Annotated in this window: 24 protein-coding genes, 1 tRNA gene and 1 pseudogene; 12 read left to right on the forward strand and 14 right to left on the reverse strand. The window is 64.1% G+C overall.

What is annotated here, in order from left to right; translation table 11 throughout:
* Positions 1-217 precede the first annotated feature (217 nt).
* Together FJ954_RS20305 and ubiG are read left to right on the forward strand one after the other, a co-directional pair.
* A complete protein-coding gene (locus FJ954_RS20305; RefSeq protein ID WP_140662769.1) occupies positions 218-2056 on the forward strand; it encodes a CHASE3 domain-containing protein in 1839 nt (612 codons plus the stop codon).
* Between the two features lie 203 nt (positions 2057-2259).
* Entirely contained in the window at positions 2260-3009 is a 750-nt protein-coding gene (gene ubiG, locus FJ954_RS20310) for a bifunctional 2-polyprenyl-6-hydroxyphenol methylase/3-demethylubiquinol 3-O-methyltransferase UbiG (RefSeq protein WP_140662770.1), read from the forward strand.
* Positions 3010-3084: 75 nt separating this feature from the next.
* On the opposite strand, the gene FJ954_RS20315 is transcribed toward ubiG, so the two are convergent.
* Positions 3085-3975, reverse strand: a complete 891-nt coding sequence (locus tag FJ954_RS20315) for a DMT family transporter (RefSeq protein ID WP_140662772.1) — start codon at positions 3973-3975, stop codon at positions 3085-3087.
* Positions 3976-4074: 99 nt separating this feature from the next.
* On the opposite strand from FJ954_RS20315, the gene FJ954_RS20320 reads away from it, so the two are divergent.
* On the forward strand, positions 4075-4560 hold the full coding sequence (locus FJ954_RS20320; RefSeq protein WP_140616867.1) for a MarR family transcriptional regulator: 486 nt from the start codon (positions 4075-4077) through the stop codon (positions 4558-4560).
* A 4-nt stretch (positions 4561-4564) separates the two neighbouring features.
* Here the strand turns inward: FJ954_RS20320 and FJ954_RS20325 are convergent, their stop codons facing one another.
* The 4 genes and pseudogenes from FJ954_RS20325 to FJ954_RS20340 all read right to left on the reverse strand — a co-directional run bounded on the left by FJ954_RS20325 (position 4565) and on the right by FJ954_RS20340 (position 6985).
* On the reverse strand, positions 4565-4990 hold the full coding sequence (locus FJ954_RS20325; RefSeq protein WP_140662774.1) for a DUF1178 family protein: 426 nt from the start codon (positions 4988-4990) through the stop codon (positions 4565-4567).
* On the reverse strand, positions 4987-5865 hold the full coding sequence (locus FJ954_RS20330; protein ID WP_140662776.1) for a carbon-nitrogen hydrolase family protein: 879 nt from the start codon (positions 5863-5865) through the stop codon (positions 4987-4989). The genes FJ954_RS20325 and FJ954_RS20330 overlap by 4 nt, the downstream gene beginning before the upstream one ends.
* Positions 5866-5876: 11 nt before the next feature.
* The gene (gene grxC / locus FJ954_RS20335) at positions 5877-6146 is read right to left on the reverse strand and encodes a glutaredoxin 3 (protein ID WP_127280365.1); all 270 of its coding nucleotides are present in this window, start codon (positions 6144-6146) and stop codon (positions 5877-5879) included.
* 25 nt (positions 6147-6171) lie between these two features.
* A pseudogene (locus FJ954_RS20340) lies at positions 6172-6985 on the reverse strand (ComF family protein).
* A 65-nt stretch (positions 6986-7050) separates the two neighbouring features.
* On the opposite strand from FJ954_RS20340, the gene FJ954_RS20345 reads away from it, so the two are divergent.
* Positions 7051-7923, forward strand: coding sequence for a methyltransferase domain-containing protein (locus tag FJ954_RS20345; RefSeq protein WP_140662780.1), 873 nt, complete (start codon positions 7051-7053; stop codon positions 7921-7923).
* A gap of 28 nt (positions 7924-7951) precedes the next feature.
* On the opposite strand, the gene FJ954_RS20350 is transcribed toward FJ954_RS20345, so the two are convergent.
* From FJ954_RS20350 to argJ, 5 genes are all read right to left on the reverse strand, one after another.
* Positions 7952-8131: a Flp family type IVb pilin gene (locus FJ954_RS20350; RefSeq protein ID WP_140616863.1), complete on the reverse strand. Its 180-nt coding sequence runs from the start codon at positions 8129-8131 to the stop codon at positions 7952-7954.
* 110 nt (positions 8132-8241) lie between these two features.
* Positions 8242-8556: a hypothetical protein gene (locus FJ954_RS20355; protein ID WP_140662782.1), complete on the reverse strand. Its 315-nt coding sequence runs from the start codon at positions 8554-8556 to the stop codon at positions 8242-8244.
* A gap of 120 nt (positions 8557-8676) precedes the next feature.
* Complete coding sequence (mutT, locus tag FJ954_RS20360; protein ID WP_140662784.1) at positions 8677-9099, reverse strand: 8-oxo-dGTP diphosphatase MutT; 423 nt, start codon at positions 9097-9099, stop codon at positions 8677-8679.
* A gap of 8 nt (positions 9100-9107) precedes the next feature.
* On the reverse strand, positions 9108-9860 hold the full coding sequence (locus tag FJ954_RS20365; RefSeq protein WP_140663015.1) for a GNAT family N-acetyltransferase: 753 nt from the start codon (positions 9858-9860) through the stop codon (positions 9108-9110).
* A gap of 29 nt (positions 9861-9889) precedes the next feature.
* A complete protein-coding gene (gene argJ, locus FJ954_RS20370; RefSeq protein WP_140662785.1) occupies positions 9890-11131 on the reverse strand; it encodes a bifunctional glutamate N-acetyltransferase/amino-acid acetyltransferase ArgJ in 1242 nt (413 codons plus the stop codon).
* 222 nt (positions 11132-11353) lie between these two features.
* Between argJ and FJ954_RS20375 the strand changes: the two genes are divergently transcribed.
* Complete coding sequence (locus FJ954_RS20375) at positions 11354-11953, forward strand: TetR/AcrR family transcriptional regulator (RefSeq protein ID WP_140662787.1); 600 nt, start codon at positions 11354-11356, stop codon at positions 11951-11953.
* A gap of 59 nt (positions 11954-12012) precedes the next feature.
* Here FJ954_RS20375 and FJ954_RS20380 read toward each other — a convergent pair whose 3' ends face one another.
* Entirely contained in the window at positions 12013-12927 is a 915-nt protein-coding gene (locus tag FJ954_RS20380; RefSeq protein ID WP_140662788.1) for a peptidylprolyl isomerase, read from the reverse strand.
* 261 nt (positions 12928-13188) lie between these two features.
* Here FJ954_RS20380 and secA point away from each other — a divergent pair, with 261 nt between their 5' ends.
* Entirely contained in the window at positions 13189-15921 is a 2733-nt protein-coding gene (secA, locus tag FJ954_RS20385; protein ID WP_015315583.1) for a preprotein translocase subunit SecA, read from the forward strand.
* Between the two features lie 56 nt (positions 15922-15977).
* Here the strand turns inward: secA and FJ954_RS20390 are convergent, their stop codons facing one another.
* A complete protein-coding gene (locus FJ954_RS20390; RefSeq protein WP_140663016.1) occupies positions 15978-18563 on the reverse strand; it encodes an AAA family ATPase in 2586 nt (861 codons plus the stop codon).
* A gap of 213 nt (positions 18564-18776) precedes the next feature.
* On the opposite strand from FJ954_RS20390, the gene FJ954_RS20395 reads away from it, so the two are divergent.
* The 5 genes from FJ954_RS20395 (at position 18777) to FJ954_RS20420 (ending at position 23087) form a co-directional block, all read left to right on the forward strand.
* Positions 18777-19049 (forward strand): DUF4242 domain-containing protein, encoded by a 273-nt coding sequence (locus FJ954_RS20395; protein ID WP_023770749.1) that lies wholly within the window; start codon positions 18777-18779, stop codon positions 19047-19049.
* A gap of 426 nt (positions 19050-19475) precedes the next feature.
* Complete coding sequence (locus FJ954_RS20405; RefSeq protein WP_140662792.1) at positions 19476-19970, forward strand: hypothetical protein; 495 nt, start codon at positions 19476-19478, stop codon at positions 19968-19970.
* Positions 19971-20028: 58 nt separating this feature from the next.
* A complete protein-coding gene (locus FJ954_RS20410; RefSeq protein WP_140662794.1) occupies positions 20029-20226 on the forward strand; it encodes a DUF1127 domain-containing protein in 198 nt (65 codons plus the stop codon).
* 180 nt (positions 20227-20406) lie between these two features.
* Complete coding sequence (locus FJ954_RS20415; protein ID WP_015315578.1) at positions 20407-21807, forward strand: lipopolysaccharide biosynthesis protein; 1401 nt, start codon at positions 20407-20409, stop codon at positions 21805-21807.
* A complete protein-coding gene (locus FJ954_RS20420) occupies positions 21807-23087 on the forward strand; it encodes a GNAT family N-acetyltransferase (protein ID WP_140662796.1) in 1281 nt (426 codons plus the stop codon). Before FJ954_RS20415 ends, FJ954_RS20420 begins: the two co-directional genes overlap by 1 nt.
* A 199-nt stretch (positions 23088-23286) precedes the next feature.
* Here the strand turns inward: FJ954_RS20420 and FJ954_RS20425 are convergent, their stop codons facing one another.
* The gene (locus FJ954_RS20425; protein ID WP_140662798.1) at positions 23287-24822 is read right to left on the reverse strand and encodes an FAD-dependent oxidoreductase; all 1536 of its coding nucleotides are present in this window, start codon (positions 24820-24822) and stop codon (positions 23287-23289) included.
* A 47-nt stretch (positions 24823-24869) separates the two neighbouring features.
* On the opposite strand from FJ954_RS20425, the gene FJ954_RS20430 reads away from it, so the two are divergent.
* Positions 24870-25337, forward strand: a complete 468-nt coding sequence (locus FJ954_RS20430) for a MarR family transcriptional regulator (protein WP_015315575.1) — start codon at positions 24870-24872, stop codon at positions 25335-25337.
* 460 nt (positions 25338-25797) lie between these two features.
* Here FJ954_RS20430 and FJ954_RS20435 read toward each other — a convergent pair.
* A tRNA-Leu gene (locus FJ954_RS20435) sits at positions 25798-25882 on the reverse strand.
* Positions 25883-25935 lie beyond the last annotated feature (53 nt).

Genomic DNA, 25935 nt, shown 5'->3' on the forward strand with positions numbered 1-25935 from the left:
CGGCCCGCAGCCGAAAATGGAAGAAAAGCGCCCGGCTGCCGCCGGCCACTGAATGCGCGGCCTCCATAGCCAAATGAGGAAGGTTTCGCAAGGCTGACGGCGGATTGCATAACAGCACGACATATTGCCTTCCGGCCCGGCGCCGCTTACCAAATGCTGCCCGCGGGAAATTGCTTTTGGTTCGGCATAACAGATGATTGCTCGGCTTCGGCGCGCCATGCGATTGCAATCGCTCCCGCTTGTCGCGGGCTTTGCGGTGCTGGCACTGATCGTCGGCACCCGTGCGGTGCTCGTCGAGAGCCAAAGGGACAGTCGTGCCGCCGCACGTGAGACAATCGAGTACCAGGAGCAGCTTTCCGGGCTGCTTTCATTGGCGCAGGAGGCCCAGAGTGGTCAGCGCGGCTACCTGCTGACCGGTGAAAAATCCTATCTGGAGCCTTACCGGAAGGCCGTCGAGGCAATTCCGGGACAATTGGCGCGGGTCGACAGCGCGACCGCTCCCGACGACCAGATCGCCCAGCAGATCGGCCACATCAAGGACGCGCTTTCGCAACAGCAGGCCGACCTGGCCGAAACCATAGCTCTTTACGAGCGAGGCGATGCGGCGAAGGCCCTGCAACTGGTCCGCAGTGGCCAGGGCAAGGCCGCCATGGACGAGATGCGGGCCAGCATGGACACAATTCGACGCATCGGCGCCGCCGCGGTGGCCGCGCGCGACGAGCGTACCGACCGGGTCGAGGCCTGGCTGCGGATCGGCTCGCTGGCGGCGTTGCTGGCGATTTTCCTGCTTGCCGCCTACACCATACGTCAATCCCGTCGCCGCTTCCACGAGGTGGTCGTCGCCCAGCAAGAGCTGATGCGCAAGAACATCGAACTCGGCAACGAGATCCAGACCCGTGAAAAGGCCGAATCCCAGATACGCCAGATGCAGAAGATGGAGGCTGTCGGACAGCTGACAGGCGGCATCGCCCACGACTTCAACAACATGCTGGCGGTGATCCTCAGCGCCATGAACCTTGCCCAGCGCAAGCTGAAGCGGGGCGAGCATGACATCGAAAAACTCGTCGAGGCCGCGACCGACGCGGCCAGCCGCGCCGCCAACCTGACATCCCGCCTGCTTGCCTTCTCCCGCCTGCAGCCTCTGGCGCCGCAGGTTGTCGACATCAACGGGCTGTTGACCGGCATGTCCGATCTTCTGCGCCGGACCTTGGGGGAAGGCATCCGCATCGAGACAGTATTAGCGGGCGGCCTGTGGAAAACCCACGCCGATCCCAGCCAGATCGAGAACGCGATCCTCAATCTGGCCGTCAATTCCCGCGACGCCATGGACAATGAGGGCAAGCTGACCATCGAGACTGTCAACAGCCACCTCGACGACGGCTATGCGTCGACGCACGCCGAAGTCACGCCTGGCCAATATGTGATGATCGCGGTAACCGACACCGGCGCGGGCATGTCGCCCGAGACCATCGCCAGGGCCTTCGAACCCTTCTTCACGACCAAGCCGGTCAACAAGGGCACGGGACTTGGGCTGAGCCAGGTGTTCGGCTTCGTCAAACAATCGGGCGGCCACGTCAAGATCTACTCCGAGCCCGGCGAAGGCACGACGATCAAGATCTACCTGCCCCGGTTTTTCGGAGCCGAGGAGCCGGCAGCGCCCGTCGGGCGCGATAAGAGCGCCGCCAAGGTCACCGAGACGATCCTCGTCGTCGAGGATGACCCCCGCGTGCGGGCCTCCACGACGGATGTCATGCGCGAACTCGGCTACATCGTCATCCATGCGGGAAGCGGACCGGAGGCCCTTCAGAAGCTCGCCGCGACACCAGGCATCGCCCTGCTTTTCACCGACATCGTCATGCCGGTGATGAACGGCCGCAAGCTCGCCGAGGAAGCGCTCGCGCGCCAGCCCGAGCTGAAAGTGGTCTTCACCACCGGCTTCACCAGGAATGCCGTGGTCCACAACGGCATGCTCGATCATGACGTGCACTTCCTGGCCAAGCCGTTCACCATCGAGCAGTTGGCGGCCAAGCTGCGTGATGTTCTGGACACGAAATAAGCCGGGCCTTTGATCGCCCAGCAACTTTGTCAGCAGAGGAAAATGTTGCCTTGACATTCGATGCCTCACGCCCGACTTCCTAGCGCATGACCCCGAAATCGACTTCGATTTCGGAAAGGGATCATGCGCAGAATCAAAGTGCTACAGCGTCCTTTGCGCGTCCGAAGGACGCGCGGCGCTGTAGCGTCCGAGGAGACCAACCGATGCCTGAGCCCCGACGATCGACGATCGATGCCGGAGAGGTGGAACGCTTTTCCGCCCTTGCCGCCGAATGGTGGAACCCGAACGGCAAGTTTCGTCCGCTACACAAATTCAATCCGGTCCGGCTTTCCTATATCCGCGACCAGATCGCGGCGCGCTTCGGCCGCGACCCACGGGCGGCGCGGCCGTTCGAGGGCCTGCGCATCCTCGACATCGGCTGCGGCGGTGGCCTTCTGTGCGAGCCGATGGCCCGGCTCGGTGCCGAGGTGGTCGGAGCGGACGCGTCCGAAACAAACATCGAAGTGGCGAAACTGCATGCCGCCGAGGGCAATGTCAGCGTCGACTATCGTGCCACGACGGCGGAAGATCTCGCCGAGGCCGGTGAAAAATTCGATGTCATCCTCAACATGGAAGTGGTCGAACATGTCGCCGATATCGACCTGTTCGTCGCCAAATGCGGCGAGATGGTCAGACCCGGCGGCATCATGTTCGTGGCCACTATCAACCGCACGCTCAAGGCGCTCGGCCTCGCCATCATCGGCGCCGAATATGTGTTGCGCTGGCTGCCGCGCGGCACCCACCAATTCGGCAAGCTGGTGCGCCCGGAAGAGCTGGAAAAGGCGCTGCGCGGCGCCGGCCTGACCATCATCGACCGCACCGGCGTCTCCTACAATCCGCTTGCCGACCGCTGGGCGCGGTCGAAGGACATGGACGTCAACTACATGGTGCTGGCGGAAAAGGAATCGGTCTGACAGCCAATCCTCGGCCAGCCGAGGCCGGAGCCCGGCGGTGACGCTGACGGCAGTGCGACGTGCGCCTCGAAGCCGTCAGGCTTTCTGGCTCTGCGCCTTGGTGGTGATGAACACGCCCGCGGTGATGATGACGGCGCCGACCCAGGTCAGCAGTTGATAGTGTTCACCAAGGAAGATCGTGCCGGCAAACAGTCCGACCGCTGCCGCGACATAGCCGATCTGGCTGAGATAGACCGGACCGCCAACCGCCTGCAGCCGGAAGAAGAAAGCAAACATCGCCGATGCCGAGGCCATCTGCGCCACGACGATGAGCGGCACGGCGCCAAGCTGGACGAAGGCCTTGCCTCCGAGCAAGGTCAGGATGCCGACGAGCAGCATCGCCGCGGACGCCAGATGGCTGCCGACCGCGAGTTCGATCGGACCGGTTCCTTCCGGCCAGTCGATGGTGCGGTAGATGTTGCCGGCGGCAAGGCTGACCGGGATCAGCAGTCCCATCATCACCCAGAACAGATCGGCCGGCTGGCCGGCCTCGCCGCGCGTCACCGCCACCATGACGGCGCCGACGAAGCCGACGGCGATGCCTGATACGCTCAGCATGTTGGGGCGCCGGACGCCGAGCAGGATCGAAAACACCAATGTGATCACCGGCGACAGCGTGAACATGATGCCGGTGTAGCCGGCGCCCAGATGCGGAATGGCCGAAAACATCAGGAGATTGGGGACGGCATAGGACACTGCCGCGGTGACGAAGAAATAGCGCAGTTTGTGCGGGGTGAGCCGGATGCGCTGACCATGCGCCAGGAGCACGCACAAAAGCACGCCGCCAGCGCCGAGCGAGATGACAAAGGCCCAGACCATGGCTGGCACGCCGGCCGCCGTGGCGAGCTTGCCGAAGGGCAGCGTCAGGCCCAGCAGGCCGCCGGTGACAACCAGCAGGCCGAGCGCCGAATCCCAGAGATATTTCATGATGGAACCCTATGGGTGCACAGCCTCTTGGCCGGCGTTGACTATTGAGATAAGATAATGGAAAGATTCTTAACGTCAAGATACATTATGGTGAGATAGATGGACCGCGCTGGGAAAGCCATCGAGCAATGGCGGCGGGAACGGCCGGACCTGGATGTGTCGCCGATGGCCGTGATCGGGCGCTTGAATGAGGTCTCCTCGCTGATAGCACGTGATCGCCTCGCTCCGCTGTTTGCCCGTTTTGGACTGCAGGCGGGAGAGTTCGATGTATTGGCGACGCTGCGCCGCTCCGGCTCGCCTTACGCGCTGACCCCGACAGCGCTCTACGAGGCCACCATGGTGACCTCCGGCGCCATGACCAACCGGCTCGACCGGTTGGAAAAGGCCGGATTGATCCTGCGTGCACCGCACCCCAACGATCGGCGCGGCATCGTCGTGCGGCTGACCGAAAAGGGGCTCGCCTTGATCGACGAGGCCGTTGCGGCCCATGTGGCGAACGAGCACCAGATCCTGTCCGGCCTGACACAGACCGAACGGGAAACGCTTTCGCACCTGCTGGAAAAGTTGATCGGCAGCGTGAGCTGATCGCTCAGTTCCGGTCGTCCGGAAACACCGGGATCGGCATGAACTCGACGCCGTCCTCGGCCAGGCTCTTGGCCTCTTCCAGCGTCGCCTCGCCATAGATGCCGCGCGCATCGGTTTCGCCGAAATGGATCTTGCGCGCTTCCTCGGCGAACTTGTCGCCGACATAGTCGGCGTTTTCGCGCACCTTCTCGGCCATCGCCTTCAGCTGCGCCAGCGCCTGCTTCTGCGCCTCGCCCATGGCAAACGCTATGGTTTCCTGCCTGCGGGCCGTGGAAACGGCCGGAGCCATCAGCGCCTTCTCGACCTTGTGCGAGCCGCAGCTGGGGCAATCGACAAAACCGCGCTTCTTCTGCGTGTCGAAATCGTCATTGCTGCGAAACCAACCCTCGAACTCATGCTCGTTTTCGCAGATCAGGGAAAAGCGGATCAAGATGCGGCGCCCCTGAGACGCGGCGCCTCGCCGGCTTTGATGGTGAAATCCCGCGCATTCCTGAGATTGGGGATCTTCTTGCGCGCGGCAAGCGACTGCGCCGGGTCGATCTCCGCGACAATCACCGCTGGCTCGTCATGCGCGGCTTCGGCGATGATGCGGCCCCACGGATCGACGATCAGCGAATGCCCATAGGTCTCGCGGCCGTCCTCGTGCAGGCCGCCTTGCGCGGCGGCGACGACATAGGCGCCGTTCTCAATGGCGCGTGCCCTGAGCAGCACATGCCAATGCGCCTCGCCGGTCTGGCGGGTGAAGGCCGCGGGCACGGTCAGCACCTCGGCGCCGGCCATCGCTTCGGCACGGAACAATTGCGGAAAACGCAGGTCGTAGCAGACGGCAAAGCCTAGTTTCGCATCGTTGATCGGAATAACGACGGCTTCGGTCCCCGGCTCATAGGCGGCGGATTCGCGCCAGCTTTCGCCGTTATCGAGGTCGACGTCGAACATGTGGATCTTGTCGTAGGTGGCGAGCGTCGCGCCATCGGGTCCGAACAGGAGCGCGCGGTTGGCGAGCTTGCCGTCGGCGCGCAGTATGGCGGTCGAGCCGACGTGCAGGAAGATGCCGAGCTCACTGGCGAGCTTCCGCGCGGTTGCGACAACGATGTCCTTGTCCTGCGAGGTGAAGGAGGCGGCACGCGCTTCCTTGTCGCGGATCAGTGCACCGGTCATCTCCGGCGTCTGGATATAGGTCGCGCCCTGGCCCGCGGCCTCGCGCACCAGCCGCTCCATATCGGCCGCATTGCGCTCGGGGCTCTCGCCTGAACGCATCTGCACTGCCGCCGCCTTGAAAACACCCGCCGTCTTGAAAACACCCATTGTCATACCCCTCAAATCGACGAGCCGTTGGCGAGCAGTTTGTCCAGTCGGCCTTCTGCCTCCAGATCATGGAGGTCGTCGCAGCCACCGACATGTGTGTCACCTATGAAAATCTGCGGAAAGGTCGTGCGCCCGTGCGCTCGCGACATCATCTCCTGGCGCAGTTCCGGGGAGAAGGAAGCGTCGTGCTCGGTATAGGCGACGCCTTTGCGCTCCAGCAACCGCTTGGCCGCCGTGCAGTAGCCGCACATCATGCGCGTATAGATCGTGACATCGACCATGACGAGTTCCGCTTCCGTTGCCGACTTATATAGTCACGGACTCGTCCGCCCGGAAGTCCCCCCGGCAACACGCGGGCAAAGGTCAGCACGTCGACGGCGGCCGCACCTCCCCTTTTCAGCGCCTTGGTGGCGGCACGCACGGTGGCGCCGGTGGTGTAGACATCGTCGATCAGAAGCACCCTGCGGCCGGCAATCTCGATCTCGGCCTCTGCCGGCACGCGAAAGGCGGCGCGTACATTTTCCTCGCGCTCCTGCCGCTCCAGTCCGACCTGCTGGCGGGTGAGTTTCACGCGCCGCATGGCGGAGGGCGCGAAAGACAGCCCGCTGAGCTCGCAAACCGCGCGCGCCAGTTCCGCCGACTGGTTGAACCGCCGCCTGAAGAAACGGCGCCAATGCAGCGGCACCGGCACCACCACATCCGCGTCGGCGATGAGCTCGGCGCCCACACGGACCATCCAGCGCGCCATCCAGGGTGCGAGATCCGTGCGGTCCTGGTATTTCAGCCCTTGCACCATCTGGCGGGCAACGCCGGAGTAGACGACCGCGGCCCGTGCCCGTTCGAAGGGAGGCGGATCCGCGATAGCCTCCGCCGACAGAAAACCATCGCTCATGTGATGGGTGAACGGCGTGCCCATCACCGGACACCAGGGCCGCTCCAGCAGCCGCAGCTTCGGCCAGCAGTCGCCGCACAACACACCGGGCTGCGAGACCTCCCGGCGGCAGCCGGCGCAGACCGGCGGAAACAGGATGCGCGCCGGCCAGCCCAGAGCCGACCGGGCAGCAGACCCGGCTAGCTTACCGATCTCGACGGACTTGATCTTGGGCATCGGATCGGCCACGTGATTGGTTGCTCGGCACCACCATACCAACCATATCAGGGCGCCGACATACAAGGATCAATCCCTTGCAGCCTATAATGGACACCTCTCTGTGGCTGGCGCACAAGCGGCGCGCGCTCATCCATCCGGTTGACGGCGCCGACTTCCTCATGCGCCGTGCCGCCGAGGATCTCGCCGACCGGCTGGGCGCCGTCGAGCGAAAGTTCGCCAAGGCGGCGGTGCTGTTTTGCCAGACATCGGCCGCGGCCGATGTCCTTGCGCGGAGCGGCAAGGTGGCGGATCTCGCCCGTGTCGAGACGGCCGCGGCTTTCCTGAACGGTGCCGCCGGCCTGATTGCGCCGCCGGAGACCGTCCCGTTCGAGCCGCAAAGTCTTGATCTGGTGGTATCGCTTTTGTCGCTGCAGGCGATGAACGACATCCCGGGCATGTTGATCCAGATCCGTCGCGCGCTGCGGCCGGACGGACTTTTCCTCGGCGCCTTCGCAGGCGCCGGCACGCTTGCGGAACTGCGCGAAAGCCTGCTTGCCGCCGAGACAGAGCTCTACGGCGGCGTCAGCCCTCGCGTCATCCCCTTCACCGACGTACGCGATGCCGGTGCGTTGCTGCAGCGCGCCGGTTTCGCGCTGCCGGTCGCTGACGTCGAGACGGTAACGGTGCGCTATGCCAACCTGTTTGCCCTGATGGCGGATCTGCGTGCCATGGGCGAAACCAGCGCGCTGGCCGATCGCAGCCGGCGGCCGGGCACGCGCCAGCTGTTTGCCCGCGCCGCGGAAATCTACGCCGAACGCTTTTCCGACCCCGACGGTCGTATCAGGGCAAGCTTCTCGACGGTCTGGATGTCCGGCTGGGCGCCCGATGCATCGCAGCAAAAGCCGCTGAAACCCGGTTCAGCCAAGGTTTCGCTGAAGGCTATACTGGAGGGGCGTGATGGACATTGACCTGGTCGCAGGCGCGGACGCGCCAAGGCTATTGCGCAAAGGCGTTGGCAAGCCTGCTGGAGTTGTCGCTGAACAGCCAGGTCAGCGAGTTGAAGACCTGGCCGATACCGCCGATGATCGTCAGCGACAGCACGGCGATAATCAGACCATATTCGACGACCGTGGCGCCGTTTTCGTCCTCCAGAAAACGCAGCAGCACTGTTTTCATGACCTCGATCCCCGTTGCCGAAACTTTTACCGCGGATCTGTTAAGAAAGGTTAACGGCAAAGGCTTAACAGGCGGTGAAGTCGCCGACCGTCGGAAATGTCCTGGCCTGGTCAGCAGTCGCCACTGCTTTTGCCATCGGAACGGATAATGCAGACGCCTCCCGGATCGGCCTGCAGCACGCTGCGGCGTACCGTATAGGTGCTGCGATGCCTGATCGAACCGGTAGCCGTCATGTCCAGGCCGGGGAAACCGTCTCGGGCCGTTTGCGAACGCGCCTGGTTGTCGAGGAAAGGGGTCGCGATCAACGCCAGCGCCACGGCGGCCGATCCGAACAGCAGCGTGAGGCGCAGGACGCCCATGCCCGCATCAGCGACACGAAAGCCGCGCTCGGGCCGGATCGAATCCCAATCCCTGTCCAGGCTCATTCTATCGCTCCCCAGCGAAATGGCGGCGGCCGCACGAAAAACGGCCATGCATCAATTTTTCATGATGAGATAAATCTTCCATTAACGCTGGCTGATATGGACGGTGGTCCAACCAGATCCTCAAAGGAGATCGATCAGGAAGGGGATCAGTGGCGCATCGGCCGGCGGCATCGGATAGTCGCGCATCTGTTTGGGCCGCACCCATTTCAGCGCCTGCCCTTCCCTCGGCTGGGCGATGCCGCGGAAGCGGCGGCAGACAAAAAGCGGCATCAGCAAGTGGAAGTCGTCATAGGAATGGCTGGCGAAGGTCAGCGGCGCCAGGCATGGGATCTCGGTCTCGATACCGATCTCCTCCTGCAGTTCACGGACAAGGCATTGTTCCGGCGTCTCGCCGGCCTCGACCTTGCCGCCGGGAAACTCCCACAGGCCTGCGAGTTGCTTGCCTTGCGGCCGCTGCGCCAGCAGCACCCGACCATCGGCATCGACCAGCGCGCAAGCGGCGACCAGAAGCAGGCGCTTGCCGCTGGATTGCACATCATTCATGCCCGATTTCACCCATGAACAGCGGGCCGGCGGTAGTGGTAGCGATAGACTTCCTCGAAGCCGAGCGCGCGGTAAAGCGCCAGCGCCGGCGCGTTGCCGGCCTCGACCTGCAGCCAGGCTTCCCGTGCGCCGCGCAGCCTCGCCCATTTCAGCGCCGACAGGATCAGGTTGCGGCCGTGGCCCTTGTTGCGCGCCGCCTTATCGGTAGCGACCTCGAACAGGCCGGCGAGATCGCCGTCATGCACGCAGATCAGCGTCGCCAGCGGCTCCGTCCCATCCTCGAGTGCGAACAGCCCGGCTTCAGGCTGGATAGCGCCGATGATCTCCGACAGGCCCGGCCGCAGCGACACGTCCGAGCTGCTGACCTTGAGCAGTGCGCCGATAAAGCGGCTGATGTCCTTGAGCGGGATCTGGTCCATGGCGGCGTCGAGCTGCGCATCGGCCAGCGGCAGTCGCATGACCAGCGATTCGTCGAACCGGCTCCAGCCCTCCTTGTCGAGATGACTGGCAAGATCGGGACCCGACAATGGCGACATGCGGAACGTCAGCGGCCGGCCGTACGCGTCGAAACGGCGGCTCGCGCGGCCGATGCGGTCGGCGATGTGCTGGATGTCGCCGGGATCGAGCGGATTGACCGAGTTCAGCCGCTTGGCCGGATGACCGGCGGTCAGGCGCACCACCCAGGTGCCGTCATAGTGGACGGCGGCCGCGGGCCAGGCGCGAAAGCCGGCCGCCTCATAGCGGCGCACGGTCGCGAGCATGCTTGCGGGATGACGCGAAACCAAGGCGATCAGCTCCGGTAGTCGCCATTGATGGCGACATATTCCTTGGTGAGATCGCAGGTCCACACTGTCGCCTTGCCGCGGCCGATGCCGATATCGGCGCGGATGCGGATGTCGTCGCGCTTCATATAGGCCGAGGTCTTTTCTTCCGAATAGTTGGGGTCGCGCTCACCCTCGTGCGCCAGCCTGTTGTCGCCGAACCAGATCGACAGCCGGTCGCGATCCGCGGGCTCGCCGGCCTTGCCGACGGCCATGACGACGCGGCCCCAATTGGCGTCCTCGCCGGCGACCGCCGTCTTGACCAGCGGCGAATTGGCGATCGACAGCGCGATGCGTTTGGCCGAGCGGGCCGACTTGGCCCCGGTGACGGTGACCTCGACCTGCTTGCGGGCGCCCTCGCCGTCGCGCACCACCTGCAACGCCAGCGACTTCAGCACCTTGCCGAGCGCCCGGCGGAACTGGCCAAGGCGGGCGTCCCTGGGATCGGTGATCTCGGGCGCGCCGCGCTTTGCCGCCTTGCCGGTGGCAAACAACAGCAGCGTGTCGCTGGTCGAGGTATCGCTGTCGACGGTGACAGCATTGAACGTCTTGGCCGTGCCGCGCGACAACAGGTCCTGCAGGGCAGGAGCCGCGATCGGCGCGTCGGTGGCGATGAAGGACAGCATCGTCGCCATGTCGGGCGCGATCATGCCGGCGCCCTTGGAAATGCCATTGATGGTCACATCGGCGTCGCCGAGCTTGACCGTCGCCGTCGCCACTTTCGGATACGTATCCGTGGTCATGATGGCCTTTGCCGCCTCTGTCCACAGGTCCGGCTTGCCGTCGCTGACCAGCCCGGCGAGCAGATGGCTGAACTTGGCCGTGTCGAGCGGTTCGCCAATGACGCCGGTCGAGGCCAGGAAAACCTCGCCTGCCGTGCAGCCCGCGGCCTTCGCCGCCGCTTCGCCCGTCAGAGCGGTGGATTCGCGGCCCTTCTGCCCGGTGAAGGCGTTGGCGTTGCCGGAATTGACGACCAGCACCCGCGCCTTGCCCGAGCCAAGGTTCTGGCGGCAGAAATCAACCGGCGCCGAGGGACATTTCGACCTGGTGAACACGCCGGCGACCGCGGTGCCTGCATCGAACACCATGGCCAGCAGGTCGGTGCGGCCCTTGTACTTTATCCCTGCTTCGGCGGTGGCGATGCGCACCCCTTCGATTTCTGGCATTTTGGGGTATTTCTTCGGCGCAAGCGGGGAAATCGTCGTGGACATTCAGACCTCGGGCGGGAAAATCGCAAGGGAAGGCCGGTTTGCCCGATACGGCGAGCCGGTGCAAGCGCGTTTTCGTCGCTCCCGCGGAGGGCAAACCCGTTCAGGATCAAGCTTGCATTTCAAATCTGTTGGCGTCGCCGGGGTCCGTGGCGCTATGATCTTCCACATTGGGCAGGCGGGATCACTTATCATTGCCAGCGAATTGAAACGAGGACGAAAGGCATGGCCGAGGAGGCGGATACGGCGCGCAGATCGATCGGTGCGCGGCGCAATCCCGACAGCGCGGACGCCATTCTGGAGGCGGCCGAGGCAGTGCTGGTCGAAGGCGGCTATGCCGGCTTCTCGATCGAGGCCGTGGCGCGCCGCGCGCGCGCCGGCAAGCCGACCATCTATCGCTGGTGGCCAAGCAAGGCGGCATTGCTGCTCGAAGTCTATCAGCGCCAGAAACGCGTCGATATCCCAGACAGCGGAAGCTTGGAAGAAGACCTCGTCGGCTTCCTGAAAAACCTGTTCGCGCATTGGCGCGACACGCCTTCGGGCAGCGTGTACAGGTCGCTGATTGCCGAGGCGCAATCAGACGAGACCGCCGGCGCGGCGCTCGCCGGCTATGCCACGGGGCGCCGGACTCACAACAGCCAGATCGTGGACCGCGCCAAGGCAAGGGGTGAAATTGCCGACGATATCGATTCAGAGGTGGTCGCCGATCTGATCGGGTCCTTCGCCTGGAAGCATCTTTTGACCAACCGCCTCGACGTGGATGAAGCCACGATACGAACCGCTGTTGGCTATGTCACGCGAGGCATCGTCACGCCCAGGCGCTAAAAAATGGCAAAAAAATAGGCGCGGCGAGCAATCACTCGCCGCGCCTTCGCGATTGCGTCCTACTTGGCGCTTTCCAGCGTGTCGACGGCCTTCTTCAGATTGGCGTCGGGGATCTCGACCTTGGCGCCGCCGCGCAACGACTTGACCAGCGCGAAATACTTGTCGCGGATGACCGCCTGCTTGGCCTGGTCCTTGACGTCGTCGAAGGCCGGCGGCTGCTTGGCGCGCTTGTCCTCGAGCTTGATGACATGCCAGCCGAACTGCGTCTGCACCGGCTCCTTGGTGTATTTGCCGACCTCGAGCGCGAAGGCCGCCTTGTCGAACTCCGGCACCATCTGGCCAGGTCCGAACCAGCCAAGATCGCCGCCATTGGACTTGCCCGAGGGATCGCTGGTGTGCTCGTTGGCGAGCTTCTGGAAATCGCCGCCGCCGTCGAGCTGCTTGATGATCGCCTCGGCCTCTTCCTTCGTCTTCACGAGGATGTGACGGGCATGCACCTCGTTGACCGGCGGCGTGTTGGCGATTTCCTGGTCGTAGCGGGCGCGAACCTCGGCGTCGGTGACCTTGTCGACCACACCCTTCTCGACCATCTCGCCATGCAGCGCGCGCTGCTGCAGGAAAGCCATGCGGCGCTGGAAGTCAGGATCCTTGTCGAGACCGTCGGTGACGGCCTTGGCCGCCATGACGCGGATTTCGATGGCCGCCGAAAGTGCCGCGGCGCGGCGCTGCTCGGGCGGCAACTGCGCGAACTGCTGCGACAGCTCGCCTTCGGCAAGCACCAGATCGGCTTCGGTCAAGGGCTGGCCGTTGACGGTGGCGATCACCGTATTCGGGTCGACCGGCGCCGCGGCCGGGGCGGCCGGAGCGGGAGCGGGAGCGGTCTCCTGCGCCGTGACAGGCGACAGGCAAAGAGCCGACAGGCCGAGGGCCAGGCCAAGACTGGCAAGCGACGCACGGCTGAACAACAAGGACATAAGGATGACTCCGGTCAGGGATTGTAGGGAGGGTGGCTTCCAGATCAGCCAGATTGTGGCGGAATTTGGCGCGACCGGCAGGGCCAGCGCGGCGTTGACATCAGTTGAGCCCCCTCTTATCTGTCCATCGACTTGGCGTCCAGAACCGTTTTCCGGGCGCTTTTTGTGTTTGCCCGTATTCAGGCGGTGCGTTCACGTGGATGTGATGGGGCCGCCCGGCGCCTGTCTCAAGATTGAGAATTCTATCGAAAGGACCATTGGATGGTCAGTCTCGGCGGTCTCGCCCGTAAGGTTTTCGGTTCCTCCAACGACCGTCGGGTCAAATCGACCCGCCCCCGTGTCGAGGCGATCAACGCCATGGAAAACGAGATGCGGGCGCTCTCCGATGCCGAGCTTGCCGGCCGCACGGAAAAATTTCGCCAGGATATCGCCAACGGCGCCAGCCTCGACGATCTGCTGATCCCGGCCTTCGCGACCGCGCGCGAGGCCGCGCGCCGTGTGCTTGGCATGCGCCCCTTCGACGTCCAGCTGATCGGCGGCATGGTGCTGCACAATGGCGGCATCGCCGAGATGCGCACCGGCGAGGGCAAGACCCTGGTCGCGACGCTGCCGGTCTATCTCAACGCGCTTGCCGGCAACGGCGTCCATGTCGTTACCGTCAACGACTATCTCGCCACCCGCGACTCCGAATGGATGGGCCGCGTCTACAAATTCCTCGGCCTCTCGGTCGGCGTCATCGTCCATGGCCTGTCGGACGAGGAGCGTCGCGTCGCCTACGCCTCCGATGTCACCTACGCCACCAACAATGAGCTCGGCTTCGACTATCTGCGCGACAACATGAAGTACGAGCGCGCCCAGATGGTGCAGCGCGGTCACAATTACGCGATCGTCGACGAGGTCGATTCCATTCTGGTCGACGAAGCGCGCACGCCGCTGATCATTTCTGGTCCGCTCGAGGACCGTTCGGAAATGTACAACACCATCGACACCTTCATCATCCAGCTGCAGCCGCAGGATTATGAGATCGACGAGAAGCAGAAGACCTCGATCTTCACCGAGGAAGGCACCGAGAAGCTGGAGAACATGCTGCGCGATGCCGACCTGCTCAAGGGCGAGTCGCTCTACGACGTCGAGAACGTCGCCATCGTCCACCACGTCAACAACGCGCTGAAGGCGCACCGGCTGTTCCAGCGCGACAAGGACTACATCGTGCGCAACGGCGAGATCGTCATCATCGACGAGTTCACCGGCCGCATGATGCCCGGCCGCCGCTATTCGGAAGGCCTGCACCAGGCGCTTGAAGCCAAGGAACACGTGGCGATCCAGCCGGAGAACCAGACGCTTGCTTCCGTCACCTTCCAGAACTACTTCCGCCTCTACAAGAAGCTTTCCGGCATGACCGGCACGGCGCTGACCGAAGCCGAGGAATTCGGCAACATCTACGGTCTCGAAGTCACCGAGATCCCGACCAACCTGCCGGTCATCCGCAAGGACGAGGACGACGAGGTCTACCGGACGGTCGAGGAGAAGTACAAGGCGATCGTCAGGGAGATCCGCGAAGCCAGCGCCAAGGGTCAGCCGACACTGGTCGGCACGACCTCAATCGAAAAGTCCGAGCAGTTGGCCGAGCGCCTGCGCAAGGAAGGCTTCACGGATTTCGAGGTTCTCAACGCCCGCCATCACGAGCGGGAAGCGGCAATTGTCGCCCAGGCGGGCAAGCCCGGCGCCATCACCATAGCCACCAACATGGCCGGCCGCGGCACCGACATCAAGCTCGGCGGCAATGCCGAGATGCGCATTGCCGAGGAGCTGGGCGACATGCCGGAAGGCCCCGAACGCGAAGCGCGAGAAAAGGAAATCAATGCCGACGTCGAGCGCCTGAAGGAAAAGGCGCTGGCCGCCGGCGGCCTCTACGTGCTCGCCACCGAGCGCCATGAATCGCGCCGCATCGACAATCAGCTCAGAGGCCGCTCTGGCCGCCAGGGCGACCCCGGCCGATCGAAATTCTTCCTGTCGCTGCAGGACGATCTGATGCGCATCTTCGGCTCCGAGCGCATGGACGGCATGCTGCAGAAGCTCGGCCTCAAGGAAGACGAGGCCATCATCCATCCCTGGATCAACAAGGCGCTGGAAAAGGCGCAGAAGAAGGTCGAGGCGCGCAACTTCGACATCCGCAAGAACCTGTTGAAATATGACGACGTCTCCAACGACCAGCGCAAGGTGGTGTTCGAGCAGCGCATCGAGCTGATGGACGGCGAGGGCCTTTCGGAGACCATCGGCGAGATGCGCGCGGGCGTCATCGACGAGATCGTCGCCAAGGCCATTCCCGAAAACGCCTATGCCGAACAGTGGGATGTCGCCGGCCTGAAGGCCGAGGTCGCCGAATTCCTCAATCTCGACCTGCCGATCGAGGACTGGGTCAAGGAAGAAGGCATCGCCGAGGACGACATTCGCGAGCGCATCTCTCAAGCCGCCGACGCCGCGGCAAAAGAACGCGCCGACCGTTTCGGTCCCGAGGTGATGAACTATGTCGAGCGCTCCGTGGTGCTGCAGACGCTCGACCATCTGTGGCGCGAGCACATCGTCAATCTCGACCATCTGCGTTCGGTCGTCGGCTTCCGCGGCTACGCCCAGCGCGATCCGCTGCAGGAATACAAGAGCGAGGCGTTCGAGCTGTTCCAGGCGATGCTCGGCAATCTGCGCCAGGCCGTCACCGCGCAGCTGATGCGCGTCGAACTGGTCCGCCAGGCCGCCGAAGCGCCGCCGCCTGAAGCGCCCGACATGTTCGGCACGCATATTGACGGCACCACCGGCGAGAATGATTTCGAAGGCGGCGAAACGGCCCTTCTGGTACGCCAGGAAAGCACCGCCATCGTCGCTCCCGAGGACCGCGACCCTAACAACCCCGCAACCTGGGGCAAGGTCGGCCGCAACGAAGCCTGCCCCTGCGGCTCCGGCAAGAAATACAAGCACTGCCACGGGACTTTCGCGTAAAGACCTGCAGGATCGGTGTTCCCCGGACTTCTGATCCGGGGGCGGCTCCCATATTGTCAGATCAGCCCGGAATCGCGCGCCGCGGCGGTTGCCTCGCCGCGCGAAACGGCGTCCAGCTTGCCCAGCACCGCTGAGACATGATGATCGACGGTCTTCGGTGAGATGGTTAGGTGCTCGGCGATTCTCTTATTGGAGAAACCGCGCTCGATCAGGTGCAGAACCTCCATTTGGCGGAGCGTCAGGCCAGCATGATTGGCGCGTGTGCTCTGCCGCGGTCCCCTGGCAATGTTATGGACGCCATTCTGCCGCATGACGGCGCGGACGTGCTGGGCCACCGGCCGGGCACCGAGCCCCTCGAATATGTCCAGGGCCAGGCGCAGCGCCGGCTCGTCGCCGTACAACAGGGCGAGCGCCCGTTCGAACGGAGCGCCCAGCCGGGCCCACAGCATCGCGGCACCACGCCAGTCGCCGGTGAGCAGCAGGCGATAGGGCTCCGCCATGCCGGTCGTGTCGCCAGGACTGCTTTCAGGTGACAAGAGCAGCCGCCAGACGGCCAACTCGGCGAACATTGCCCTCGTCGGCGACAGGCTTTCGGCCAGGTCGATCAGGCGAAGTGCCTCTTCGGTGTCGCCTTGCCCGAGCCATGCCAGTTCGGCCATCGACGCCGTGTAGGGGACCAGCCGCTGCAGCTCCATTCCTTTGTCTAGGAACCGCTTCATTTCGTCCAGCAACGGCGCGGCCGGATCGCCTCGTCTTATGCGCAATTTCGCCAGCGCGACCAAGGATGGGTAGCGCACCAGGGCCGTGGTCGCACTATCGTCGATGACGTCGTGAGCCATCGCGGCCGCATCGTCCCAAAGGCCGCGTCGCAAAAGCAATTGCGCCTGCACGCCCCGCATATAGTCGCGCCAGGTCGCGAGGTCATTCTCGACGCAATAGGCGATGCCCCGGTCGAGAAAGGATTGCGCCCGGACAAGGTCGAGCTGGTTCATTTCGGCGCAGGCGCAATTGGTGAAGCCGCGTGCGGCGTGCTCCTGGAAATTCTGCCCGAGCGCGATGTCAAGGCTGCGGGCGAGGTGCAGACGGCCCTTGGCCAGGTCAAGCCACTGCTCGGCGGAGCCAAGATTGTTGAGCGCATGACAGACTATCTCCGGCTTGTTCAACCGTTCGGCCAAACCGACTGCCTTGCAGCCGAGCAGCAGCGTCTCGTCGAGCTTCTCGGCCAGCATCGCCAGCTGCGAGAGATTGGAATAGGCCATGGCAAGCTCCGGACTGGCCGGCGCCTGTTCCAGCAATTCCACCGCCTGTGCCCCGAACAGGTCCGCCTGTTCTCGGTCACCCACCAGATAGGCGAAGCGCGACAGGCATCTGAGGCTGTCGCCCTCCCTGAGCGTGTCGCCCAACGCCTGCTGCAACCGCCGCGCCTGGCCCTGCGCCTCGATGGCCATATCGATGCGGCCGATCAGATGGCATTCAAAGGCATAGCCTTCGTAAAGCCTCGCCCGGTCGCCCATGGGCAGGCCGTCGGCGTGCCGCAGGGCGACCTCGTAATAGCCGGCCGCATCGCGATGCGCGCCGACGCGGGAAGCCTCGCGCGCCGCAAGCGGGGCAAGCTCGCGCACCGCTTCCAAATTCTGGGCCTCCACCGCATGGTGGACAAGTCTTGCCGTAGCCACCTCGGCGTTTTCCTGCAGTGCGGAAAGCGCGCGCTGGTTGAATTCGCGCCGATGGCTTGGGGTCAGCGCCATCTCGACGGCGCGACGGGCGATCTCGTGGCGGAAGGCATAGCCATCGCCGAGATCGTCGAGCAGGCCATTCGAGACACATTCCGCCAGTTGGCCCGCGCTGGCGACACCACAGAGGCCGCGCAGCGCCCAGACATCGGCGCGGCGTGGAAACACCGACACCGCGTCGAGCATCGAGCGCCCGCCCGGCGACAGGCGCTCGGCACGCGCCAGCACAGCGTCGCGGACGCTGGCCGGCGGGATCATCTCGCTTTCGGCAGCCAGCAACTCGGTGACGAAGAAGGCGTTGCCCGCGGTGGCGCGATAGATTGCGCTGCCGTCGCGGTTGGCGGCTTCGGCAAGCGACAACACCGCCGCTTCGCTAAGCAGCGGCACTTCGATACGCTGGACGTTGGCGGCCGGAATTTCACCGAGCACCCGACGCGCGCGCATCTGCCCTTCGCTGCGGTCGGTGCGTGCCGTGAACAGCACCAGCATATGCGTGTTGGCGATGCGTCGGCCCAGGAAACGGACGAAGTCCAGGGTCGCGTCGTCGGCCCAGTGCATATCCTCGATGACCAGCAGGCCCGGCCGAGACCTCGCCTCGAAAACCTCGAGAGCGTCTGAAAACAGGGGCAGCCGCTGGCCTTGCCGGTCATCGATCGCCCGGGGCAGTGCCCACTGCGCGTCCCGGGCCAGATCGTAGAGGGGTCCCAGCGGATCGGGGATCGACAGATCCTCGCAGGCGCTGCGGAATATGGAAACGTGCTGCCCAACACCGCTTACGAACGCCTCGACGAGTGCCGTCTTGCCGGCGCCGGCCTCACCCAGCAATGCCGCCACGCGGCCGCGACCGCGCGCCGCCGCCGCGAGCAGTTCCTCCAACTGATCAAGTTGCGCCTGCCGCTCCAGAAGCATCGTTACTGGCCCATGAGTATCGTCGTCTGCCCCATCCCCCAGGATACCCACGCTTCGGTATCCGCAGTGTGGCTCCAAGATCGAACGTCGAAAACATAGGGAATCGTCCCGCGAAATATGGGGAAAGGCTCCGATGCGCGCTTTCGAAGGCCATGGTTTTTCTCCGACCGCGCTCATTTCGAGCGTGAATCAATCGTAAAAGGAAGCCATTCCATGCCTCGCTATCTGATCGAACGGACATTCCCCGACGGACTCAACCTGCCGATGAACGACATCGGCGCAACGGCGCTTGGCGGCATCATCATGCGCAATGCCGAGAAGGGGGTCACCTGGGTGCAGTCCTTCGTCTCGCCCGACAAGAGCAAGAGTTTCTGCATCTACGACGCCCCCTCGCCGGAGGCCATCCGCAGCACGGCGCAGAAGAATTCCCTGCCGGTGGACAAGATCACGGAGGTGAGGGTCCTGGACCCCTACTTTTATCGCTGATCCAATGGAGCAAGGATGGAGCCATGAGCGTGAAATTGTCCTGGGCAATGATAGTGGGCGGTTTTCCCTGTTGTTCCCTCCCGAAACGGCCGCCGGCATGGCGTTCGACCCTGCACCCCCCCGGCGCGGTCTCGCATCGCGGATTGTCTCCGCGCTGCTATCGCCATTGCGAGGCCGGCGCGGGCGCCTGCCTCCGCAAGACGATTATTTGAGACGGGACGTCGGTCTGCCGGAGCACGAGATGCGGCGGGACTACTGGGAATACTGGTGGTGGCACCAATGAGACCGCGGTCCGGTTAGACGGGATGGACGAGGATCGAACCCGTCCCGTACTGCCAATCCCATGCCGCAGGCGTCTGCAGCCAGGCCTGGCCTTGCTGGCCGGCCTGGGCGCGTGCGGATCATCAACAATCAATGGAGAACAAAATGAACGTCAATTTCTGGCGCCTTGCCGCGCTGTTCACGTCGATCGCTTCCACCGCCGCATCGGCGGGGAAGGGCAATCCGCTTGCCGACGAGGTGCGGGCGGCCAACAGCCGCTTCGCGAACGTCGCGGCGGCCACCGCCGAGGGCTATGCGCCGATTCCTTGCGCCAGTGGCATCACTGGCGGCGCCATGGGCATTCATTACGTCAATGGCGCCTATCTGAAGGACGATGCGATCGACCTCGCCAAGCCGGAGGCCGTGATGTACGAGCCGATGTCCGATGGCACGCTGAAGCCGGTGGCCGTCGAATACATCACCGCGAAGGGTCCGGCCTCGCTCGGAGGCCAGTTGTTCAACTTCAACAGCGCTCCCAACCGCTATGGCCTCGGCCCTTTCTACGAACTTCATGTCTGGGCCTGGAAGCAAAACCCGACCGGCGCCTTCGCCGACATGAACCCGAACGTCTCGTGCGACGCCATGAAAAAGGCCGACTGACGGCGCCGCCTGCCGGCCCGTGCCGGCAGGCTTTTCGCGCGCATCGCGAGGAGAAATCATGCCCGAAATCGACATCGTCCTGGCGAGGCCGCGCACCCGGCCTTCGCGCCTGATGGCCGTTATCGCTTGGCTTGCATACGGATGGCACCTGCGGCATGGCCGGCGTCGCTTGGAGGCCATGCCCGGTTTCATGCTGAAGGACATCGGTATCAGCCGTTGCGCGATCGACCATGTTGCAAGGCACGGCGAGACGTGACGCCGGTAGACCTGACTGATTGACAAACGGCGCTGCGCCTGTGTCGCCTTTGCGGCACCCTCACCCGTTCGTCGTCGCTCGACCCTCGGCTACTACGCACGCCCTCCCCACCCACGCTTTCTTAAGGTGTCTTCGCTACACCAAAGCCTGAAAAGAGGCGGAAAACGGAGAGAAATCGGGGTGCGCTTTTCCGCGGCCACGACTGCCGGGCGGTTCTTGCCGCAGCGTTTGGCGCTGCGCGTGGAGCCTTTGCTTGGCCGCCTCGACGCCGTGCTGTTCACCGCCGACGAACGCGGCGAGGCCGGCCGCATGTCGGTCATCGCCTTCTCCATCCGCATCGTCAGTGCCGTCATCGCCTTCATCAGCCAGGTGCTGATGGCGCGTTGGATGGGTTCCTTCGAATACGGCATCTTCGTGCTGGTCTGGGTGACGATGGTCATCGTCGGCAACCTCGCCTGCCTCGGCTTCCACACATCGGTCATCCGCTTCATCCCCGAATACCGCGAGCGCGGCCTGATGGATGAATTGCGCGGCATCGTCGTTGCAAGCCGCCTGTTCGTGCTGATCGCCTCGACGGTCATCGCCGGGCTCGGCGCCCTCGGCGTCTGGCTGGCCGCGCCCTGGATCGAAAACTACTACGTGATACCGTTCATCCTCGGGGTCATCTGCCTGCCGATGATCGCGCTGTCGGATTTGCTGCAAGGGCTGGCGCGCGCCAATTCATGGGCGTTGTTCGCGCTGTCGCCGACCTACCTGATCCGGCCGGTGCTGATCCTGCTGTTCATGGCGCTGATGCTTTGGGCGGGCTACGCCGCCGACGCGCGGACGGCGATCTTCGCCTCGATCGCCGCTACCTACGCCACCACGCTGACCCAGCTCATCGGGGTCACCCAGCGCATGGAAAGGCAAATTCCGGCCGGCCCGATGAAAGTGCATTTCGCGCAATGGTTCGTCGTCTCGCTGCCGATCTTCCTGGTCGAGAGCTTCTTCTTCCTGCTCACCAACGCCGATGTGCTGATGGTCGGCGCCTATATGGATCCCAATGACGTCGCCGTCTATTTCGCCACGGTCAAGACGCTGGCGCTGGTGCATTTCGTCTATTTCGCGGTCAAGGCCGGCGTTGCCCAGCGCTACGCGCAGTTCACCCATGGCGAGCCGCAAAAGCTTGCCGCCTTCGCCCGCGAGACGGTATCGTGGACCTTCTGGCCCTCGCTGCTGATGGCTTTCCTGGTGCTGGCGCTGGGCGAACCGATGCTGGTGCTGTTCGGCCCCGAATTCACATCGGGCTATCCGCTTCTGTTCCTGCTCGTCTTCGGCGTCGTGGCGCGCGCCGCCGTTGGCCCCTGCGAAAGCCTGCTCACCATGAGCGGCAATCAGAATGTCTGCGCCGCCGTCTATGCCATGACACTGGCCTTCAACATCGGGCTCAATGTGGTGCTGATCCCGCTTTTCGGCCTGTGGGGCGCAGCCATGGCCACCGCCTTTGCCATGATCTTCGAGGCCGGCGCACTGTCTTTCACGGTCTGGCGCAAGCTCGGCATCGTCATGGCGATCTTCGTGCCAGCCAAAGGAGCCGCCTGATGGCCGCCATCCCTCTGCTTGAGGAAACCAGCGGCGGTCCCGCCGGCGCCATGGTGTCCGGCCTTGCCGGGCTGGCGCGCGACGCCGATCCCGCTCATATCGAGATCCTCGCCAACAACCGGCCCGAGCGCAAACTCGCCATCTACCCGGCGTCGGCCGGCTTCGACCTGGTCGAGGAACTGGACTATCTCTGCGCCCGCACGATCGAGCCGAACGTCTTCTTCAACCCGCGTTTCCTGGCGCCGGCCATGCCCCGGCTGGAAGATCGCGAGGTGCGCCTTGCCGTGATCCGCGACGGCGATGAATACCGCAACCGGCTGCGGCTGCTGGTGCCGATCTCGGTGGAACGGCCGGTGGTGCCGCTCGGCGTGCCGGTCATGCGCACCTGGTCGAGCCCATTCGGCCCGCTCGGCACGCCGCTGATCGACCGCGACGATCCGGTCGGCGTGGTCGAGGACTTCTTCTCGATGCTGTCGCGCCCGCATCTCAAGCTGCCGAAAGTTCTGGTCCTGCCCGACATCAGGCTCGACGGTCCGGTGTCGAGCCTGGTCGCCACCGTGGCCGAGACGCGTGGCCTGGCGCTGGTCACCACGGGCCAGACTTCACGCCCCGTGCTGGAGAGCGAACTCGACGGCGACGATTATCTCAAGGCTTCGCTGCGCGCGCACCACTATCGCGAATTCCGCCGCCTGAAGCGGCGCCTCGGCGATCTCGGCAAGCTCGAACATGTCGTGGCACGCGGCCCCGAGGAAATCCGCCACGCCATCGAGCACTTCCTGACGCTGGAGGCGTCCGGCTGGAAAGGCCGCGAGCGCACCGCCATGGCGATCGACCGCTTCCGCGCCGCCTTCGCCCGCGAGGCGGTGCACCGGCTCGCCGAACAGGACATGTGCCGCATCCATTCGCTGACGCTCGACGGCCGCACCATCGCTTGCCTGATCGTCTTCGTCGAGGCTGGCGTCGCCTACACCTGGAAGACGGCCTATGACGAGACGCTGGCCGCCTATTCGCCGGGCACGCTGCTGATGATCGAGGTCACCAGGCAGCATCTCGACGATCCCAACATCATGATGACCGATTCCTGCGCCGTGCCCGACCACCCGGTGATGAGCCGGCTGTGGAGCGAGCGCAAGCCGGTCGGCACATTGGTGATCGGGTTGACAAGGGACGCCGACCGCCTCGCCCGCCAGGCCGCCTCGCAGCTGCATCTCTACCGCGAAACCCGCAACATGGCGCGCCTGCTGCGCAACCGGATGAAGAGTTTGCTCGGGCGGCGCTAGACCTGCGCTGGCGTGGGTGATGCAAAACCGTAGATTGCGACAACTGCCCTGTGGGCCGCGCTGCTGGTCGGCCTTGCAATCCCATTCAGAAATGTCTTCTGGCATGGCGGGCCTAGGACAGTCGAACGGCCGACATGCGTTCCAGCGGCTGTCGTGTCCGGGGACGGCCTCCGCAGGCCGTCCTGATCTCGCAAGTCCGTCATGTTGGTGCAACGTCGACCCTCCCGTTTGACTGAGAGCAGGCGTTCTCGGAAGGAAGTACCTTCGCCAGATAGTCACCGACCAGGGTGGAACTCGCGGCATCGAAAGTGGCGCCGACATAGCCGTCCGGCCGGATGAGCAGGCAGCCGCCCTCGGCCAAGCTGAGCTGATTGGAGGGGTCGCGCAGTTCCGCGCCTTCGCCCACCGTGACCACTCGCAGGCCCGCGCGCGCAGCCACGATCGGCCAGTAGTCAGGGCTCGATAGAAGCAGGGTCCAGTGCGTGCCGGTCATCACGTCGAACAGACGGCGGGGCTGTCCAGCGGCGCCAGTTAGGGTCGCGTCCGGCATGCGCTCACCGGCCCGCGGGCCAATCGTCCGACCACCTCCGTCGTGAGAAAGTGATGAGTGGGGATAGCCGATGTCGAGCTGATGTGTGTCGCGGCCGCGCCGCATGCCGCCTTGTTCGCGCTGACGGTCGAGCAACTGGGTCGAAAGCCCCAGGACATCCGCCGCAACGGCGCGTCGCTCCTCCTCATAGGTGTCTAACAGCGCTTCGGGGGCGCCAGCCAAGACTGCGGCCAATTTCCAACCGAGATTGTAGGCGTCCTGAACGCTGGTGTTGAGGCCCTGTCCGCCCGTTGGCGGATGGATATGCGCGGCGTCCCCGGTTAGCAAAACCCGTCCGACCCGGTAGCGGTCAGCCAGACGCGCGTTCATCGCGTAGGCGGATGCCCAGGCCACCGACTGAACATCGATGTCGCTACGGCCAGTCCGCTCGGCGATCATCCGCGTCAATCCATCCGCGGAAAGGTCAGGCTCGCCGTCCAGCGGGATCGGCGCCTGCACCTGGAACAGGTCCGTGCCCGCGAGCGGGCAGATCATGACGAGCCGCTCCATGTCGCCGTCATTGAATTGGTGCCAGGCAGCGCGGTCGAGTCCGCTCAGATGGGCATCCGCCACGATTGCATGGACACCCAGCGTCTTGCCGGGAAAGGCAATGCCGAGCGCACTGCGGATCGAACTGCGGCCACCGTCAGCACCAACCAGATAGCGCGTATGGACCCGCTCCTCGCCGTCGGGCGACTTGAGGCGGGCGCCGACGCCATCATCGTCCTGCTCGAAGTCGATCAATGCGGTGCCGAACTCGACACGATGGCCCAGCTCCGCGAGGCGCTCGCGCATCACGCCCTCTGTAAGGAACTGCGGGATCATGAGCGCGATGAAATAGGGGACGTCGGGCGAGGGTTCGGGCGCCTCGAAAACTGCCTTTTCGTCATAGCCGCCGTCGTTGCGATACTCCCTCATCGGCGGATAGACACCGCCGGCTGCCATGATGCGGTCGATTATGCCCAGATCCTCGAACACCTCCTGCGTGCGTGGCTGCAAGCCCTTGCCGCGCGAGCCGGCGAAGGGACGTTCCATCTGCTCAACGATGCGGAACAACACGCCTCGCCTCGCCAAGTCGATTGCAAGCGTCAGCCCGGCTGCTCCCGCGCCGCAGATCAGGACGTCAATTTCAGCTCGCTCTTCCATTTTCGGCTCCAATGTGCATAATGCACATATTAAAGGGAGCCAAGCCGGTGTCAATAAAGAAAGTGCATAACGCACATATTAAAGTGTTGTTGCCCGAGCTGCATCGCTCGCTGATTGACATCGTCACCATCATGAACCGACCCGAGCGGGATGTGGAATTGCTCACCAAGGCGGGCCTCACGCTCGAGCGTGCCCTCTTCCCGCTGCTCGTTCTTGTCGAGAGACTTGGCCCGATCGGCGTTGTCGATCTGGCTGGCCGCGTCGGTCGCGATTACACGACCGTCAGTCGACAGGTGTCACGACTGGAGGAGCTGGGACTGGTCACGCGGCGCTTGAGCGCTGCTGACAAGAGAGTTCGCGAGGCCGTTGTCACACCGCAGGGAAAAGCGGCGACGGACGCGCTGGATGCGGCGCGGGAGCAAATAGCCGTTGCGAAATTCGCCGACTGGGACCGCAAGGACTTCGACGATCTAGTCCGCTTGATGCGAATGCTCGTCGATACGATGAAGGATTAGACCATAACCAACAGCAAGTGTCGCACGTTGCAAGGAACGACCTGCGCCCTCACTCAGTAATATGTGTCTTATACACACGTCTGATGAAAAGTGCAGCAGGCGCGACATGTCTGCTTACGCTGCACTTTCTCGACAGAAGCGAGCGGCTGAAACCGGCGCGCGCCTTGTTGTCGCCCACCACAGCGTGCCGAACGGAACGGCGAAGCGCTGGTTGGCGCGTTCGTCCGCCTTCGCCGACGTCGATTGGGGAAGGCCGCGGCCTGGGCAGAAATGGCCGGCCGTTTGCCGCTGCTTTCCGGCGCCGAAGAGGATCTGGTTTGCGAGACCGGATTCTCGGATGTCGAGCTTCTTCTATGCCGCCTTCTCGTTCCGTGGCTAAGTGGCGGCGGCAAGCATGGCCTGAGCGCCTCCCGCGATAACTGCCCCCAAAATGGCTAAGCTTTGCTCTGATTTTGAAGGATGGTGCCCCTAGCCGGGATCGAACCAGCACTCCTTGCGGAACTCGATTTTGAGTCGAGCGCGTCTACCAATTCCGCCATAGGGGCTCAGGCCGCGCGGCCTGGATGGGCGCGGACTATACGGTCGGAGGCCTGTTCGT

The sequence above is a fragment of the Mesorhizobium sp. B2-3-15 genome, from assembly GCF_006442875.1.
Classification (GTDB): domain Bacteria; phylum Pseudomonadota; class Alphaproteobacteria; order Rhizobiales; family Rhizobiaceae; genus Mesorhizobium; species Mesorhizobium australicum.